Origin of the sequence: Hymenobacter lapidiphilus, from assembly GCF_013377885.1 — a bacterium.
GTDB lineage: Bacteria > Bacteroidota > Bacteroidia > Cytophagales > Hymenobacteraceae > Hymenobacter > Hymenobacter lapidiphilus.
Genome location: NZ_JABKAU010000041.1, coordinates 17,264 through 33,005, shown reverse-complemented (window position 1 = coordinate 33,005; position 15,742 = coordinate 17,264). Strand labels below are relative to the sequence as shown.

The 15,742-nt window shown below is 60.7% G+C and carries 14 protein-coding genes; 8 read left to right on the top strand and 6 right to left on the bottom strand.

All coding sequences use genetic code 11. The features are described 5' to 3' along the window. From HW554_RS20875 to HW554_RS17090, 4 genes are all read right to left on the bottom strand, one after another. Positions 1-127, bottom strand: a 127-nt coding sequence (locus HW554_RS20875; protein ID WP_176909792.1) for a DNA cytosine methyltransferase, incomplete at its 3' end; no start/stop codon positions are given. 2 nt (positions 128-129) lie between these two features. Beyond that, positions 130-366 carry a hypothetical protein gene (locus HW554_RS17100; protein WP_176909791.1) on the bottom strand — a complete coding sequence of 79 codons (237 nt, stop codon included), beginning with the start codon at positions 364-366 and terminating at the stop codon, positions 130-132. Positions 367-483: 117 nt separating this feature from the next. Beyond that, positions 484-1,203 (bottom strand): Rha family transcriptional regulator, encoded by a 720-nt coding sequence (locus tag HW554_RS17095; RefSeq protein ID WP_176909790.1) that lies wholly within the window; start codon positions 1,201-1,203, stop codon positions 484-486. Position 1,204: 1 nt separating this feature from the next. Beyond that, positions 1,205-1,426 (bottom strand): hypothetical protein, encoded by a 222-nt coding sequence (locus HW554_RS17090; protein WP_176909789.1) that lies wholly within the window; start codon positions 1,424-1,426, stop codon positions 1,205-1,207. 129 nt (positions 1,427-1,555) lie between these two features. Between HW554_RS17090 and HW554_RS17085 the strand changes: the two genes are divergently transcribed. From HW554_RS17085 to HW554_RS17070, 4 genes are all read left to right on the top strand, one after another. Beyond that, positions 1,556-2,116, top strand: a complete 561-nt coding sequence (locus HW554_RS17085) for a helix-turn-helix domain-containing protein (protein WP_176909788.1) — start codon at positions 1,556-1,558, stop codon at positions 2,114-2,116. A 62-nt stretch (positions 2,117-2,178) separates the two neighbouring features. Next, positions 2,179-3,825, top strand: a complete 1,647-nt coding sequence (locus HW554_RS17080; RefSeq protein WP_176909787.1) for a CTP synthase — start codon at positions 2,179-2,181, stop codon at positions 3,823-3,825. A gap of 296 nt (positions 3,826-4,121) precedes the next feature. Beyond that, positions 4,122-6,029: a membrane protein insertase YidC gene (gene yidC, locus HW554_RS17075; RefSeq protein ID WP_176909786.1), complete on the top strand. Its 1,908-nt coding sequence runs from the start codon at positions 4,122-4,124 to the stop codon at positions 6,027-6,029. Between the two features lie 139 nt (positions 6,030-6,168). Further along, positions 6,169-6,684: a DUF6438 domain-containing protein gene (locus HW554_RS17070; RefSeq protein WP_176909785.1), complete on the top strand. Its 516-nt coding sequence runs from the start codon at positions 6,169-6,171 to the stop codon at positions 6,682-6,684. Between the two features lie 244 nt (positions 6,685-6,928). On the opposite strand, the gene HW554_RS17065 is transcribed toward HW554_RS17070, so the two are convergent. After that, complete coding sequence (locus HW554_RS17065) at positions 6,929-7,678, bottom strand: superoxide dismutase (RefSeq protein WP_176909784.1); 750 nt, start codon at positions 7,676-7,678, stop codon at positions 6,929-6,931. Between the two features lie 279 nt (positions 7,679-7,957). Between HW554_RS17065 and HW554_RS17060 the strand changes: the two genes are divergently transcribed. Further along, entirely contained in the window at positions 7,958-9,205 is a 1,248-nt protein-coding gene (locus tag HW554_RS17060; RefSeq protein ID WP_176909783.1) for a carboxypeptidase-like regulatory domain-containing protein, read from the top strand. A 161-nt stretch (positions 9,206-9,366) separates the two neighbouring features. On the opposite strand, the gene HW554_RS17055 is transcribed toward HW554_RS17060, so the two are convergent. Further along, positions 9,367-9,507, bottom strand: coding sequence for a hypothetical protein (locus HW554_RS17055; protein ID WP_176909782.1), 141 nt, complete (start codon positions 9,505-9,507; stop codon positions 9,367-9,369). Between the two features lie 74 nt (positions 9,508-9,581). On the opposite strand from HW554_RS17055, the gene HW554_RS17050 reads away from it, so the two are divergent. The 3 genes from HW554_RS17050 to HW554_RS17040 all read left to right on the top strand — a co-directional run bounded on the left by HW554_RS17050 (position 9,582) and on the right by HW554_RS17040 (position 15,596). Then, the gene (locus tag HW554_RS17050; protein WP_176909781.1) at positions 9,582-10,637 is read left to right on the top strand and encodes an alkaline phosphatase D family protein; all 1,056 of its coding nucleotides are present in this window, start codon (positions 9,582-9,584) and stop codon (positions 10,635-10,637) included. Positions 10,638-10,711: 74 nt separating this feature from the next. Further along, positions 10,712-13,801, top strand: coding sequence for a glycoside hydrolase family 3 N-terminal domain-containing protein (locus HW554_RS17045; RefSeq protein ID WP_246285420.1), 3,090 nt, complete (start codon positions 10,712-10,714; stop codon positions 13,799-13,801). A 157-nt stretch (positions 13,802-13,958) separates the two neighbouring features. Next, positions 13,959-15,596, top strand: coding sequence for a 3-(methylthio)propionyl-CoA ligase (locus tag HW554_RS17040; RefSeq protein WP_176909780.1), 1,638 nt, complete (start codon positions 13,959-13,961; stop codon positions 15,594-15,596). Positions 15,597-15,742 lie beyond the last annotated feature (146 nt).

Here is a 15,742-nt window from a genome sequence, read left to right as displayed (position 1 = left end):
AGAAGTTCTTGGCGAGTACCTTCTGACAGAAGGGGTCGATTTCACATTGGAAGGAGTTGGTCCATCCCATCCATTCGGCAGCAAGGTCAAAGCCGCCGATGCCGGTAAAGAGGCTGGCGTGTACCACGCCTACCAGTTGCCGAGTTGGCGCGTGCCATCAATCCAGACCTGCAGTCCCTGCCCGGAAAAGGCCAGCGTCTTATCGAACTGGGCCTTGTTGAAAGCGGCGGCGCGGTCGGTGGCCTGAATCGTGAGCGTGTGCTGGGCGTCCGGCAGGGGGCGGTACACCCCGGCGGCCTTTAGCTGCATGATGTTGCTGGCCGTTTCGTCGGTAACGCGCTTGATGGTGACACTGAAGGTTTGCATGGCGGTGGGGTGTGGGGTTGGTTGGTTAGATGCTTTCGATGTTCCAAAGATACCGATGTTTCGGTATAAAGCAATAACGGCGTACAATTATTTCGGTTGCGCTGGGCAAAAAAATAATCAGCCATTCAATTGCGAGGGCCGGAACCCCAGCCGCAACAGCCCGGCAAATACCTGTTGAGCCTGAGTAGTCACGGCGGCGGCTTCATCTATCGACACCCGGCCATTGCCCACGCGCACCATTTGGTCAGCCAGCGACATAGCGCAGGCCGTGGCGGGCTGGGTGTTGCGCAGCACCTCCTTGGCCGACGTGCGCAGCTTTGAGGGAAGCCCGGCGGCTTTGGCTTCCTTTACAATCACGTTCGGGCGTTTGCCGGTATGGGCCAGACAGTTGGCCCGGTTGTAGGCAATGACGCTACCCAGCCCGCCAATCAGGTACTGATGGTTGTTGATGCTTTTGGAATTGGCCACCTGCACTTCCCGTTGCGTGTGCTCCAGCAGGTTCACCAGCGGCGCGTCATTCTCGACTGAGCGCAGCTGGGCCTCCATCTGATTGAACTGTTCAATGTAGCCCTGCTTAAAGGCTGCGGCCCGCTTCCCGGTAAAGCCCATCACCAGCAGCGCGAACCCATCCTTGGACATGATAACCGACCGGCGGGCCTTGCCCTGCTTGTCGAGGTAGGAGGCCGATCCAAAATTGGATTGGCGGAATTGCGCGTCGCATTCCAGGTTATCAATGGCCCGCAATACGTGGGCATGGCTCTTTCCGAAGCCTTTTGCAATGCGCAGCGAATCCGTGGCCGGGTTGCCTTTCTTGGTGGGGAACACTAGCTCTTCCATGTTAGGCGGGGGTTTGCTTAGCGAGGTTTTCGAGTTCAGTCAGAATCTTTTCATCATACCGGCGGCATGGGCGGCGCAGTACGTTGCGCACCAGCTCGGGGTCGATTTCGGGGTGTAACGTGTTGATTCGGATGGCCGGAACGCTTGGCAACAGCGGCCGAACCTGCTCTAGTCGGTACCGAAAAACGGCCTTTTCGTCGGGGGTTTTCATGGTTCTGTTCATATATCTTCGGTTTTTGTTGGTTGCTTGCCTTAGTTTCGGTATTATTGTTGCCGATACCGAATGTACGGAAGTAAAGATAACGATTACTTCGGTTAAACCAATATGTCGGTACAACTAAAACACACCAAAATGGATACAATTGGTTCCAGGATTGCCGCCTTCAGAGAAGCGCGGCAACTAAAGCAGGTAGACGTGTTCCGCGCTACGGGCATTAAGCAGCAGACGCTTTCGAGTGTCGAGAGCGGCACAGAGCCTAAGAGCGGCATCGTTGCGGCGCTACTGGCCGCCTACCCCGACCTCAGCCCCGACTGGCTGCTAACCGGCTCCGGCCCGATGCTACGCGACGGCCGCGCCCTCAGCCCCACGGCCGCGCCGCCCACGTCACCCGCCAGCCCGGCGCGGCCGGCCCCGCTGCAAACCCAGCCCGGACAGGTGGATTTCGTCAACAAGTACATCACCCGGCTTGAAAACGATTTGGCCGCCGCTGCCGAGCGCGAGCTCTACTACCAGGCCCGGTTGCAGGAATTGCTGGGAAAGCCATCGGGTAACCTCTCATATGCAGCCGAGCCAACGGAGGTACACACCATGGCCGCCGCGCCGATCGGACCCCGGTTCGACCGCTGCGTGTTGCGGGCCATGTACGCCGACGTTGTAGCCGGACAGGTTACCCCCCTGCGCCAGGCCGTTTAAAAAGCCCCGCGTAGTAGCTGCTGGTTGGATATCCGCCCAATCCTCTACCTTTGTTTCCCGTTATGCCAGACCGAAATTCAACTTCCGCGGCGCCAACGGCCAAGTATATTTTTGTAACGGGCGGCGTTACTTCCTCCCTGGGTAAGGGCATCATCTCGGCCTCGCTGGCCAAGCTGCTGCAGGCCCGGGGCTTCCGGGTCACCATCCAGAAGTTCGACCCCTACATCAACATCGACCCCGGCACGCTCAACCCCTATGAGCACGGCGAGTGTTATGTGACCGACGACGGGGCCGAAACCGACCTTGACCTGGGCCACTACGAGCGGTTCCTGAACGTGCCCACCTCGCAGGCCAACAACGTAACCACCGGCCGCATCTACGACCACGTGATTACCAAGGAGCGCGAGGGCGCCTACCTCGGCAAAACCGTGCAGGTAGTGCCCCACATCACCGACGAGATAAAGCGGCGCATGCTGCTGCTGGGCCAGACCGGGCAGTTTGATGTGGTGATAACCGAAATAGGGGGCTCGATTGGCGACATTGAGAGCCTGCCCTTCGTCGAGTCGGTGCGGCAGCTGCGCTGGGATTTGCCCGAGAACAACACGCTGGTTATTCACCTCACGCTATTGCCTTACCTGAAGGCCGCCGGGGAGCTTAAAACCAAGCCCACCCAGCACTCGGTGCGCGACTTGCGCAGTGCCGGCCTGCAGCCCGATATTCTGGTGTGCCGCTCCGAGCACCCGATTCCGGCCGAGATGCGCCGCAAAATCGCGCTGTTCTGCAACGTCAACATCAACTCGGTTATCGAAAGCCTCGATGCCGACAGCATCTACTCGGTGCCGCTGCTCATGCTGAAAGAGCATTTGGATGAGCGCGTTATCAAGAAGCTCAACCTGAAAGGCGGCGCGGCGCAGCCCGATCTGGAAGCCTGGAAGGACTTTCTGGGCCGGCTGAAAAACCCGACCGAAGAAGTGACGATTGCGCTGGTAGGCAAATACGTGGAGCTCCCCGACGCCTACAAGTCCATCATCGAGTCGTTCATTCATGCCGGGGCCCAGAACGAGTGCAAGGTGACGGTACGCAGCATCCAGAGCGACAACCTGACGGCCGACAACGTGGTCCAGCAGCTGGCCGGCGTACACGGCGTGTTGGTAGCGCCCGGTTTTGGCGAGCGGGGCTTCGAGGGCAAGATTTCTGCGGTGAAATATGTGCGCGAAAACGGCATCCCGTTCTTCGGCATTTGCTTAGGCATGCAGGTGGCGGTAGTGGAGTTTGCGCGCAATGTGCTGGGGCTGAAAGAGGCTTCGTCGACTGAGATGGATGCCCAGACGCCGGAGCCCGTGATTGCCATGATGGAGGAGCAGAAGAACGTTACCCAGAAAGGCGGCACCATGCGCCTGGGTGCCTACGACTGCGAATTGCGTCGGGGTTCGAAGGCCGCTAAAGCCTACGGCCGCAACCAAATCAGCGAGCGGCACCGCCACCGCTACGAGTTCAACAACGACTACCTGGAGCGCTTCGAGGCCGCCGGGATGCTGGCCAGTGGCCGTAACCCCGAAACCGGCCTGGTAGAAGTAGTTGAGCTGGCCGACCACCCCTGGTTTGTAGGCGGACAGTTCCACCCCGAGTTAAAAAGCACCGTCCAGAACCCCCACCCGCTGTTCGTGCGCTTCGTGAAAGCGGCTATCCAGTACCGGAAGGGACTGTAAGGAGTTGACGTGCGGTTAAAAGGCCGTCATGCTGAGCGGATCAGAAGCATCTCTACCGCTTCGTTGTAACGATTCAACGAAGCAGTAGAGATGCTTCGGCTCCGCTCAGCATGACACTGTGCTTTTTGCATCAGGCCAGCCCTCCAACCCCCAATTCCCAACCCAAAATACCTCCGTCGAAAAATATTCGGCGCGTAAGTCCGACCTTTGCGGCCGGGTGGCGGACTTCGGCCGGTGCCCGGCTCTTTATTTTCCGTTGGAAGCGCCCCGGCGTAGCTCCGCACACTTTTCAGTAAATGGACAGAAACTCAGCAATCGGCCTGTTTTTAATGGCGGCCTTGCTTCTGATTTATCTTCAGTTCGCGCCTAAACCCGAGCCCGCCGCCGTCGAGTTGGCTAAAACCACTAAGTCGGTCACTACTGGCGGCGACTCGGCCCGCGCTGCTACCGCTGCACCTGTTGCCCCCGACTCGGCGCAGCTGGCTAAGCAGCTCGGCTCGTTTGCCACCGCTGCCCAAGGCACCGCCCAGACGACGGAGCTGAGCAACAAGCTGCTGACCGTAACCTTCTCCTCGAAGGGCGGCCAGCCCCAGTCTGCACGCCTGCACAAGTATAAAACGTTCGGTGGCCAGCCGCTCGATATTTTCGATGCCCAGAGCGCCAAAATGGACCTGCGCTTCCGCACCATCAGCGGCCAGCAGATAAAGCTGTCGGACCTGTACTTCCGGGCCGAGCCCCAGGGCAGCAACGCCATGCGCTTCGTGGCCGAGGTAGCCGGCGGACAGATTGAGCAGACCTACACGCTGGCCCCCGAATCGTACGAAGTGGGCTACCAGCTGCGTTTTAATGGCCTGAGCCAGACGCTGGCCCAGGAGCCGCTTACGTTCACGTTTGTGGATAATGTGCGCCAGACCGAGCAGGACCGCACCCAGAACCGCAACCACACCGCCATCAACCGCTACCTCGTATCGGGCGACCATACGGTCCTGTTCGAGGCCAGCGAGACACCAGAAGAAATTAAGGTGGAGGAACCCATAAAGTGGGCGGCACACAAGCACGACTTCTTCATTGCCGGCATTATTGCCGACAACGAATTTACGTCGGGCCAGCTGAACGCAGGGGTTGACCTGAATGACTCGACGTACTTGAAAACGCTGAGCAGCACGCTCAAGATTCCGGTGGCGGACGTTCAGCAGGGCAAGGCTAACTTCCGGTTCTTCTTCGGGCCGAACTCCTACGATCTGCTCAAAACCGTTGCGCCCGATTTCGACCGCAACGTGAACCTGGGCTGGGGCCTGTTCCGCTGGGTAAACCAGTTTGTGATACTGCCGGTGTTCCACTTCCTGCAGCAATACATTGCTTCCTACGGCCTGATTATCGTGCTGCTGGTGCTGTTGATAAAGCTGGTTACCTGGCCTTTAACGTACAAAACCTACGAGAGCCAGGCCAAGATGAAGGTGCTCAAGCCGGAAATCGACGCCATCAAGGAGAAGTACCCGGATGACCAGATGAAGCAGCAGCAGGAGACCATGAAGCTCAACCAGAGCGTTGGGGTGAATCCGCTGAGTGGCTGCATACCGACGCTGCTGACGATGCCGATTCTGTTCGCCATGTTCCAGTTCTTCCCCAACGCCATCGAGCTGCGGCAGGAGGCCTTCCTGTGGGCGAAGGATTTGAGCACCTACGACAACCCGATTATCCTGCCTTTCGCTTTGCCGTTCATGGGCAGCCACATCAGCCTGTTCACGGTGCTGATGACGCTCTCGACGCTGGCCATGACCTACCAGACCAACCAGAACAACCCCTCGGCCATGCAGGGCCCAATGAAGTTCTACAGCTACCTGATGCCGTTCATCTTCTTCTTCGTGCTCAATAGCTTCTCCGCCGGCCTGACCTGGTACTACCTGGTTTCCAACATCGTAACGCTGGGTCAGATAGCCATAACCCGCCGTTTCATCGACGACGACAAGGTGCGCGCCAAGCTCGAAGCCAACAAAGTGAAAAACAAGGACAAGAAGCCCAGCGGCTTCTCGGCCCGCCTAGCCGATGCCATGAAAGCCGCCCAGGAGCGCGACGCCCAAACCAAGCCGAGCGGCAGCAAGAAGCTGGCCTCTAACAACGACGCGGCCGATGAGGCCGAACCCGGCACCGGCGCCGACGACGTAACCAACCCGAAAAAGCCGCGCAAAACCCGCCGCTCCTAAGCTTCCGAAACGGCTGTATTTACCGCAAAGCCCCGCACCTGTTATGGTGGCGGGGCTTTTTGGTGGCTTCTGGCCTGAATTTTGGCATTAGCGAATTGGTATATTGACCCGATTTTCTTTCCTGCCTCTCCCCTGCCCCATGCGTACTCCCCTGCTCCTTCCGTTGCTCATGCTGATGCTTGGCCTGCCCGCGCTACCCGCCTGCAAAGCCAGCCGCCCGGCTGCGGCCGGTACCGCGCCTGCAACTAACACTACTATTGCCACGCAGCCTCAGCAGCAGGAAGCCGTGCTCGTATTCGGGCGCACGGCCTGTTTCGGCACCTGCCCCGACTACACGGCCCGCTTTTTTGCCGATGGCCGCCTGGAGTACGAGGGACGCGAGCATGCCCCCGTGGTAGGCAACCGCACGGTACAGCTGGCACCAGCCGTGGTGCAGCAACTGCTACGCGAGGCCGACCAGCTTGGCTTTGCGCAGCTACGCGACGTGTACTCCAAAGGCGCCCTCGACTTACCTTCTACCACCCTCGCCATCACGACGGCCAAAGGCACTAAAAGCGTCCGCGTAGATGAAGGTGGCCCCGAAAGCCTGCAAAAACTCTTCACCCAACTCGATTACGAGGTGCAGAAGGCGCTGGGCGTAGTGGCCGAAAAGTAGAAGCTGCCTTGCATCAATCCCACTTGCGCAAACAAGGCCGAAGGTATGTAGCGTGAAGCTCCAGCTTCGCGTATCGCAGAACTCAATAACCTGGAAGTCAGGAACGGCACGCGAAGCTGGATATTCACGCTACGGCCTAAGTACTTAACCAGTAATTATATACAAACAGAAAAGGCCGGGCTACCGAACGTTACCATCAGGTTCGTTCAGCGGCCCGGCCTTTTCTGTTCAACTTTTATTTCACTCAGCCTTTTTTGGCGGCGTCGTAGAGGCGGCCGGCTTCGGGCCAGTTGATAACGCTCCAGAAATTTTTGATGTAGTCGGGGCGCTTGTTCTGGTGCTTGAGGTAGTAGGCATGCTCCCAAACATCGAGGGCGACTATGGGCAGGCCACGCTGGTTACCGGGCAGATCCATGAGCGGGTTGTCCTGGTTGGGGGTCGAAGTGACGGCCAGCTTGCCGGTTTTACTGTCTACGATCAGCCAGGCCCAGCCCGAGCCGAAGCGCGAGCTGGCCACTTTGGTAAACTCCTCACTGAACTTATCGAAGGAGCCGAAGTCTTTATCGATGGCTGCTTTAAGGGGACCGGTAGGCTGACCACCTCCTTTGGGAGTCATAGTCAGCCAGAAGAACGAGTGGTTCCAGTGGCCGCCGGCGTTGTTACGCACGGCTTCGCTTTGCTTACTCATGGAAGCCAGCAAGTCGGCCATGCTCAGTTTTTCGGCTGGTGTGCCCATTACGGCCGCGTTCAGCTTGCTCACGTAGCCCTTGTGGTGGGCGTCGTGGTGGATTTCCATCGTGCGGGCGTCGATATGGGGCTCCAAGGCATTGAAGGCGTAGGGCAGCGCGGGAAGCGTAAAGGGGCCGTCGGCAATAGGGGTAGCGCGGGCTTCGCGCAGTAGCTTATCGTCGTGGGCAGCGGCCAGCAGGGCGGGGCTTACTATGGCTCCGAGGGCAGTGAGCAGGCCGGTTTTGAGGAAATCACGCTTGATCATAGGAAGGAGGCTTTCGTTTTCAATGGTTAGTTATTCGTTTTTCAGAGCCAATTGGTTCGTTTCCGAGGCAAAACGCTTCGTCCAATACGCTGGAAAAATCTTCCCCAAAAACGAGTAAACAGCAGCGGACACTGCCCCAATATACCAACGCTTACCCGCAATTGCCGGTCGAGGTTCGGTTTTGGCTGTACTTTTACACGCTCGGGCACGGTTTTGGGAGCGGCCCGCGTTACCTCTTTTCTGGCCGCCGTCCTGCGGCTTCTCCCCTCCTTGATACATATGCCAACTCTTCGCTATTCGCCGTCTGCCTTTCGTCTTCTCTCCATTCTGCTGGTTTTGCTGGGGCTCGCCCACCTTGGCCAGGCCCAGGTGCAGCTGCGGGGCGTGGTGCGCGACCGGGAAACCCAGGAAGTCCTGCCCTTCGCCAGCATTGCCGTGCTGGGCACCACCAACGGCACCACCACCAACCTGGAGGGCGAGTTTACGCTCGTTGTAAAGGAGCTGCCGGCCCAGCTGCTGGTATCGGAACTGAGCCACGTGCGCGACACGGTGCGTGTAACAGCGGGCGGCGAACTGCTGAACATTACGCTGGCCCCGGCTTCCGTAGTGCTGCCCGAAGTGAAAGTGGCCAGTTACCCGTTCCAGCTCGTAGACAGGGCTTTCCGGAACCTGGCGCGCAACTACCGCCGCAGCTACTACGGCCGCGCCTTCTACCGCCAGATTACCCGCATCGACAACGAACCCACCGAGCTGCAGGAAGTGGTCTGGAACGTGAAATCCAACCCCGCCCGCATTGAGGGTACCACGCTAGCCCAGGGCCGCTACGCCGGCGTGCAGGCTCCTATCAGCCTGAACAACTTTTCGGTGTACACCCGCCGCTACGGCCTCTTCGACATCCGGCAGGACAGCACCACTTCGCTGGCCCTGTTCAGCCCCAACGTGGAGAAAAACTACCTGCTGGAGCTGAAAGGCATTGTGGGCGAAGACTCGACCGGCGGAGTAGCTGAAATCGGCTTCGAAACCCGGCCCGAGCTGGCTTACCAGGCTCAGGGAACGGTTTGGATTGACCTGGAAACCAACCAGGTAGTGCGCTACCGGGTGGTACAGCCCAGCTTCACGGGCAGCACCAGCAACCCACGCCAGAAGTTCACCAACGCCAAGCTCACCATCGAAATGGCCTTTAAGCCCGGCGGCGCGTCCGGTGTGGCCCCGTTGGAGCTGATGAAAATGGACCTGACGACTGACCTGACTGAGCCGGGCAAGGAGCCGCTGGCCATCAAGGTGACGTCGTTCACCTACTTCTACAACCAGAGCACCACCAATCCGCGCCTGCCCTATACCCAGGCCAGCCTCAACGACCGTGACTTGGACGCCATCCGGGCCAAGCCCTACGACCCCGAATTCTGGGCCAACAATCCGGTAGTTAAGCGTACCCCGGCGGAGGATGAGGTAGTGTCCGCTTTTGAGAAGAAAGGCGCTTTCGGCTCGATGGTAAAAGGCCAGACCCGCAAGCCCGCCCGGCGGTAGCGGTTAGCGGTTAGCGGTTAGCGGTTAGCGAAAAGAACGTCATTCCGAGCGAAGCGAAGAATCTCGCGTGCCACAGTATTCCGCACAATAGGGGGTTACTGTAGCACGCGAGATTCTTCGCTTCGCTCGGAATGACGTTCTTTTTAGTCCTGCACACTCACTTACAGGCTGAAATACAGCACCAAGCCCATCAGCACCAGACCGGTCAGGAAGGCGCAGCCCAGGCCAATGCCGATGAATTTGAACAGGCGAATGTCGCTGTGGGAATGGTAAGCGCGGCGAGGCTCAGGGGTTTCAGGCATGAGGAAGCAACCGGCCAGCACGCTAAAAGTAACTGGGCGGCGCAGCTTTGGGCCTTGGGAGGCATCTTTGGGGCATGAAACTGCTTTTCTATTGCTTGATTTTGCTGGGCTTACTAGGTGCCTGCTCGCCTAAGGCTCCGCTGGCTACTGTTCCTGTTGCTACTACTTCGGTTGCTCCGGCAGAGTCTGGAGCTGAGTTGCGGATTGCCTTTGGCTCCTGCAGCCGCCAGAATCTGCCCCAGCCGTTGTGGGCCGATATTGCCCGCGACCAGCCTGATGTATGGATGTGGCTGGGCGACAACATCTACGGCGACTCCGACGACCCGGCCGTGCTGCGCGCCAAGTACGCCACCCAGTTCAACAACCCCGGCTACCGCCAGCTACGCGAGCAGGGCACGCGCATCATCGGCACCTGGGACGACCACGACTACGGCCGCAACGACGGCGACAAGAACTACCCCTTCAAGGCCCAGAATCAGCAGCTGGCCCTCGATTTTCTGGAAGAGCCCGCCGATAGCCCACGCCGCCGTCAGGAAGGCATTTATGCCGCTTACGAGTACCGGGTGGCCGACAAAAAGGTGAAAGTACTGCTGCTCGACGACCGGTACTTCCAGGACCCGCTGCAGCGCGACGCCCAGAAGGTGTACCAGCCCAACCCCACCGGCGACGTGCTGGGCGAGGCCCAGTGGGCCTGGCTGCGCGCACAGCTGGCCGGTTCCGATGCCGACGCGCACATCATTGGCTCGGGCATCCAGTTTCTGCCCACCCAGCACCCCTATGAGAAGTGGAGCAACTTCCCGGCCGCCCGCCAGCACCTGCTCGACCTGCTGACCGAAACCCACCCTAAGGGCCTGCTGCTCGTCAGTGGCGACCGGCACATCGGCGAGGTGTCGGAGCTGGCGGTGCCGGGGTTGGCGCGGCCGGTGCTGGAGGTAACATCGAGCGGCCTGACGCACCCGGCCACCCAGAATACCGGCGAGCCGAACGCGCTGCGGGTGGGGCCGCTGGTCAATAAAAAGCACTACGCGTTGTTCCGTTTCCGGGCCCCGGAAGGCCGGCTACTGCTGGATATGTCGCTACGCGGCGAGGCTGGCCATGTCTTCTACGAGCAGGCAATCCGCCTGGAGTAAGCGCCGGCCCGCCGCGCCTTCGCGCTGGTTGCCGTAAATTGAACCCACCCCTTCACCATTCATTCCTGCCCGCCTTGGTTTACCTCCGCCGGTTTACTCTCCTGCTTGCGCTGCTGACTGCCGCCACCACGGCCATGGCCCAGCGCCGTACAGTTGCCCGTCCGGCCAAAGTGCCGGCCGCTACCAAACCGGCCCCGCCGCGCAACCAGCCCGTGCCGTTTGCCGGGCAGCTGGCCAGCTCGCGCTGGGTTGATTCGGTGATGGCCACGCTTACGCCCGACCAGCGCGTGGCCCAGCTGTTCATGGTGGCCGCCTACTCCAACCGCACCCGCGCCGATGAGGATTCAGTTTCGGCCCTGATTCAGCGCTACGGCATCGGGGGCCTGATTTTCTTCCAGGGCGGGCCTGTGCGCCAGAGCCGGCTACTGAACCGCTACCAGAGCCAGGCCCGCGTGCCACTGCTGATAGCCATGGACGCAGAATGGGGCGTGGGCATGCGCCTCGACAGCGTGGTGCGCTTCCCGTTTCAGATGAGCTTGGGCGGCCTGAAGGACAATGAGCCCATCTACCAGATGGGCCAGCAGGTAGCCGCGCAGTTCAAGCGGCTGGGCATGCACGTCAATTTCGCGCCCGTCGTCGACATCAACAACAACGCCCAGAACCCGGTCATCGGCTTCCGGAGCTGGGGCGAGAACCGCGAAAACGTGACCGAAAAGAGCCTGCAGTACATGCAGGGCATGCAGGATGCGGGCGTGCTGGCGGTTGCCAAACACTTCCCCGGCCACGGCGACACCGACGTGGACTCGCACCTCGCGCTGCCCCTGCTGCGAGTCGACCGGCAGCGGCTCGATACGCTGGAGCTGTTTCCGTTCCGAGAACTGATGGCTAAGGGCCTGGGTGGTATGATGGTGGCTCACCTCAACATTCCGGCCCTCGACACCACCGGCGTGCCTTCCACCCTTTCCAAGCCGATTATTGAAGGCTTGCTGCGCCAGAAAATGGGGTTCGAAGGCATCATTTTCACGGATGCCATGAACATGAAGGGCGTGACGACCAAGTATCCCGCCGGCGAGGCCGACGTGCGGGCGCTATTGGCCGGCAACGACATTCTGGAGTTCAGCGAGGATATTCCGCTGGCCCTCCGCATGGTGCGCGAGGCTATTGATAAGGACCAGATTTCGCAGGCTGAAATTGACCGCCGTTGTCGCAAGGTACTGGCCCTGAAACAGTGGGCTGGCCTGGACCGCTACCGCCCCATCGAGCTAAAGAACATTATTGCCGACCTCAACACGCCCCACGACCAATACCTGAGCCGGCAGCTGTCGGAGCTGAGCGTAACAGTGCTGCGCAACCAGCAAAGCCTGCTGCCGCTGCAACGCCTCGACACGCTGCGGCTGGCCACGCTCACGCTCGGCACCACCGACACCACCGCGTTCCAGCGCCGGGTGGCCGATTATGCACCCGTGCGCCACTTCTGGCTGCCCGCTTCGCCCTCGCTCGACGAGCTGACGAAGATGCGCGAAACCCTGAAGCTCTACAATACGGTGCTCGTGGGCGTGAACAACCTGGGCCGCCAGCCGGCCACCGGCTTCGGCGTAACGCCCGAAATGAACGTGCTGCTGCGCGAGCTGGGCGGTAAGGGCCAGCAGTTGGTGGTGAGTGTGTTCGGCACAGCCTACGCCGTGGAACGCCTGCGCGACCTGAACCGGGCCGGAGCCGTGGTGCTGGCCTACCAGGAAAGTCAGAACGCCCAGGAAGTGGCCGCCGAGGCTATTTTCGGCGGTATATCGGCTAGTGGCAAGCTGCCGGTTACCGTGTCGCGCACCTATGGCTACGGGGCCGGACTGGCCACGGCCGGCGGCACGCGGCTGCGCTACAGCTTCCCGGAGGCCGTGGGCATGAGCAACGATTTGGAAAGCCGGGTTGACTCGGTGATGAACGGGGCCCTGGCCGCCGGCGCCTTCCCGGGTGGCGAGGTGCTGATTGCCCGCCGCGGCACCGTGGTGCTGCGCAAAAGCTACGGCACTCAAACCTACGGCCCTTCGGCCCGCCCGGTGCGCAACGACGACCTCTACGACCTGGCCTCGCTCACGAAAGTAAGCGCCGCCCTGCCGGCCCTGATGAAGCTGCAGGACGAGGGCAAATTCTCGCCCGACATGACGCTGGGCCAGCTGTTCCCGGAGTTCAAAGGCACCAACAAGCAGGATCTGAAGCTGCGCGACGTACTCACCCACCAGGCCCGCCTCAAGTCCTGGATTCCGTTCTGGAAAGACTACACCAAACCCCGCGGCCTGTTCAATGCGCTGTTCGGCAAGAGCCCGGCCGCCAGCATGGTTTCGCTCACGAAACCCAGCGAGCTAAACCGCCGCTACTTCCGGCCCGACTCGTCGGCCCGGTTTCCGCTGCGGGCAGCCACCGGCCTGTGGGCCCGTCAGGGTTTCCCGGAACTGATTACACAGGCCATTGCCGAGTCGCCGCTCAACGACAAGCCCGGTTACGTGTACTCCGACCTGTCGTTCATCATGTACCCGCGCTTCGTAAAAGCCGCCTCAGGTAAGCCGCTCGACCAGTTCGTGCGCGACGAGCTGTACCAGCCTTTAGGTGCCACCACGCTGGGTTTCAACCCCACCCGACGCTTCCCGCTCAGCCGCATCGCGCCTACCGAGTATGACTCGCTGTTCCGCCACAGCCAGCTACAGGGCACGGTCCACGACGAGGGCGCGGCCCTGCTCGGGGGCGTGTCGGGCCACGCGGGCCTGTTCGGCTCGGCCAACGACTTGGCCAAGCTCGTGCAGCTTTATGCCTGGAACGGGCGCTACGGTGGGCAGCAGCTCATCAAGTCCGAAACTTTGGCCGATTACACGCGCTGCCAGTTCTGCCCCGACAACCGCCGCGCCTTGGGCTTCGACCGGCCAGCCACCAACCCTGGCCTGAACTCGGCCCAAAGCGCCTCGCCGGCCAGCTACGGCCACACCGGCTTCACGGGTACGCTGTTCTGGGTTGATCCCAAGGAGGAGCTGATTTGCATCGTGCTCACCAACCGCGTAAACCCGACCCGCCGCAACAATAAGATTTCCAGCCTCAACGTGCGCACCAACGTGCTGCAGGTAGCGCTGGAAAGCATCCGGCAGAAGCCGGCGGTGGAAACGACAGTGGAAGAGTAAAGAGTTTTCTCACAGAGGAGTGCGGAAGCATGCGCAGAGGAAGAATGGAGGAACTACTTCTAACCTCTGCGCATGCTTCCGCACTCCTCTGTGAGAAAATTAAAATCCACCAGAAAACTCCTAGCTTGAAGGCTCCCACCACAGAAGCCCTCAACCTATGCTAGGACTCATGATGCACCAGCCCCTGCGCATTGCCGGGCTGCTCGAACACGCCGAGAAGTGGCACGCCGACACCGAGATTGTGAGCCGGTTGGCCGAGGGTGGTTTCCACCGCTACACCTACGCCGGGCTGGGCCGCCGGAGCCGGCAATTAGCCAATGTGCTGGCTCGCCTGGGCATAAACCCCAGCGACCGGGTGGGTACGCTGGCCTGGAACAACCACCGCCACCTGGAGCTATACTACGCCGTGTCGGGCATGGGGGCCGTGTGCCACACCATTAACCCGCGCCTGTTCGGCGGGCAGCTCACCTACATCATCGACCACGCCCAGGACCAGGCTATTTTCTTCGACCTCACCTTTCTGCCGCTGGCCGAAAAGCTGGCTCCCGCCTGCCCCGGCGTGCGGAACTGGGTATTGATGAGCGACCGGGCCCACATGCCTGAAAGCACCACACTACCTGATTTGCGCTGCTACGAAGACCTGCTTGCGGCCGAGACTTCCGAGTACGAGTGGCCGGTGTTCGATGAGAATACGGCCTCCTCGCTCTGTTACACCTCGGGTACCACTGCCGAGCCCAAGGGCGTGCTCTACTCGCACCGCTCCACGCTGCTGCATACCTTCGCGGCCGGGTTGCCCGATTGCTTCAACTGCTCGGCTCAGGATGTGATTCTGCCCGTCGTGCCCATGTTCCACGTCAATGCCTGGGGCATTCCGTATTTGGCGCCCATGCTGGGCTGTAAGCTGGTGCTGCCCGGACCGGGGCTGGATGCGGCCAGCCTCTATGAGTTGTTTGAGCAGGAAGGCGTGACGTTTTCGGCCGGCGTGCCCACCATCTGGCTGGGTCTACTGGCCTTCATGCGCGACAAGGAACTACACTTCAGCACGCTGCGCAAGATGATTGTGGGTGGCGCGGCCTGCCCGCCGGCGCTGCTTAAGGCCTTCGGCGAGGAGCTGAACGTGGAAATCCGCCACGCCTGGGGCATGACCGAAACCTCGCCCCTGGGCACCGTCAGCACCCTCAAGCCTCAGCAATTGGGCCTGGGTGCGACAGAGCAGGCCGACCTGCTAGCCAAACAGGGCCGGGTGATTTATGGCGTGGATATAAAGATTGTGGACGACGCGGGCCAAGTGCTACCCCACGACGGTGTGGCATTCGGCGACCTGCTGGTGCGCGGCGCCTGGGTGGTAGCCGACTACTTCGGTACCGACGCGCCTGGCCAGTTGACTGCCGACGGCTGGTTCAGCACCGGCGACGTGGCCACCATCGACGCGGCCGGCTTCATGCAGATAACCGACCGGAGCAAGGACGTCATCAAGTCGGGTGGGGAGTGGATTTCGAGCATCGCGCTGGAGAACCTGGCCGTGGGCCACCCCGCCGTGGCCGAAGCCGCCGTGATTGGCCGCCCCCACCCCAAATGGAGCGAGCGGCCGTTGCTGGTAGTGGTGCGCCGGCCCGGCCATGAGGTCGCGGCCGAGGAACTGTTGGCATTCTACGAAGGCAAAGTGGCCCGTTGGTGGATACCAGAAGCCGTGGAGTTCGTGGAGGAACTGCCCCACACGGCTACCGGCAAAATCCGCAAAACTCAGCTGCGGGAGGATTTCGCGGGGTATACGTTCGGAGGAATGAGGGAATGAGATAGGCAGCTGTCATCCTGAGCAGCGCGAAGGACCTTATTACGCTTGAACGAGCCGTTGGCACAGCTGTTCAGGCATAGTAGGGTCCTTCGCGCTGCTCAGGATGACAGCTGCCTAACTCATTCCCCCACCAATCGAGCCCCAGT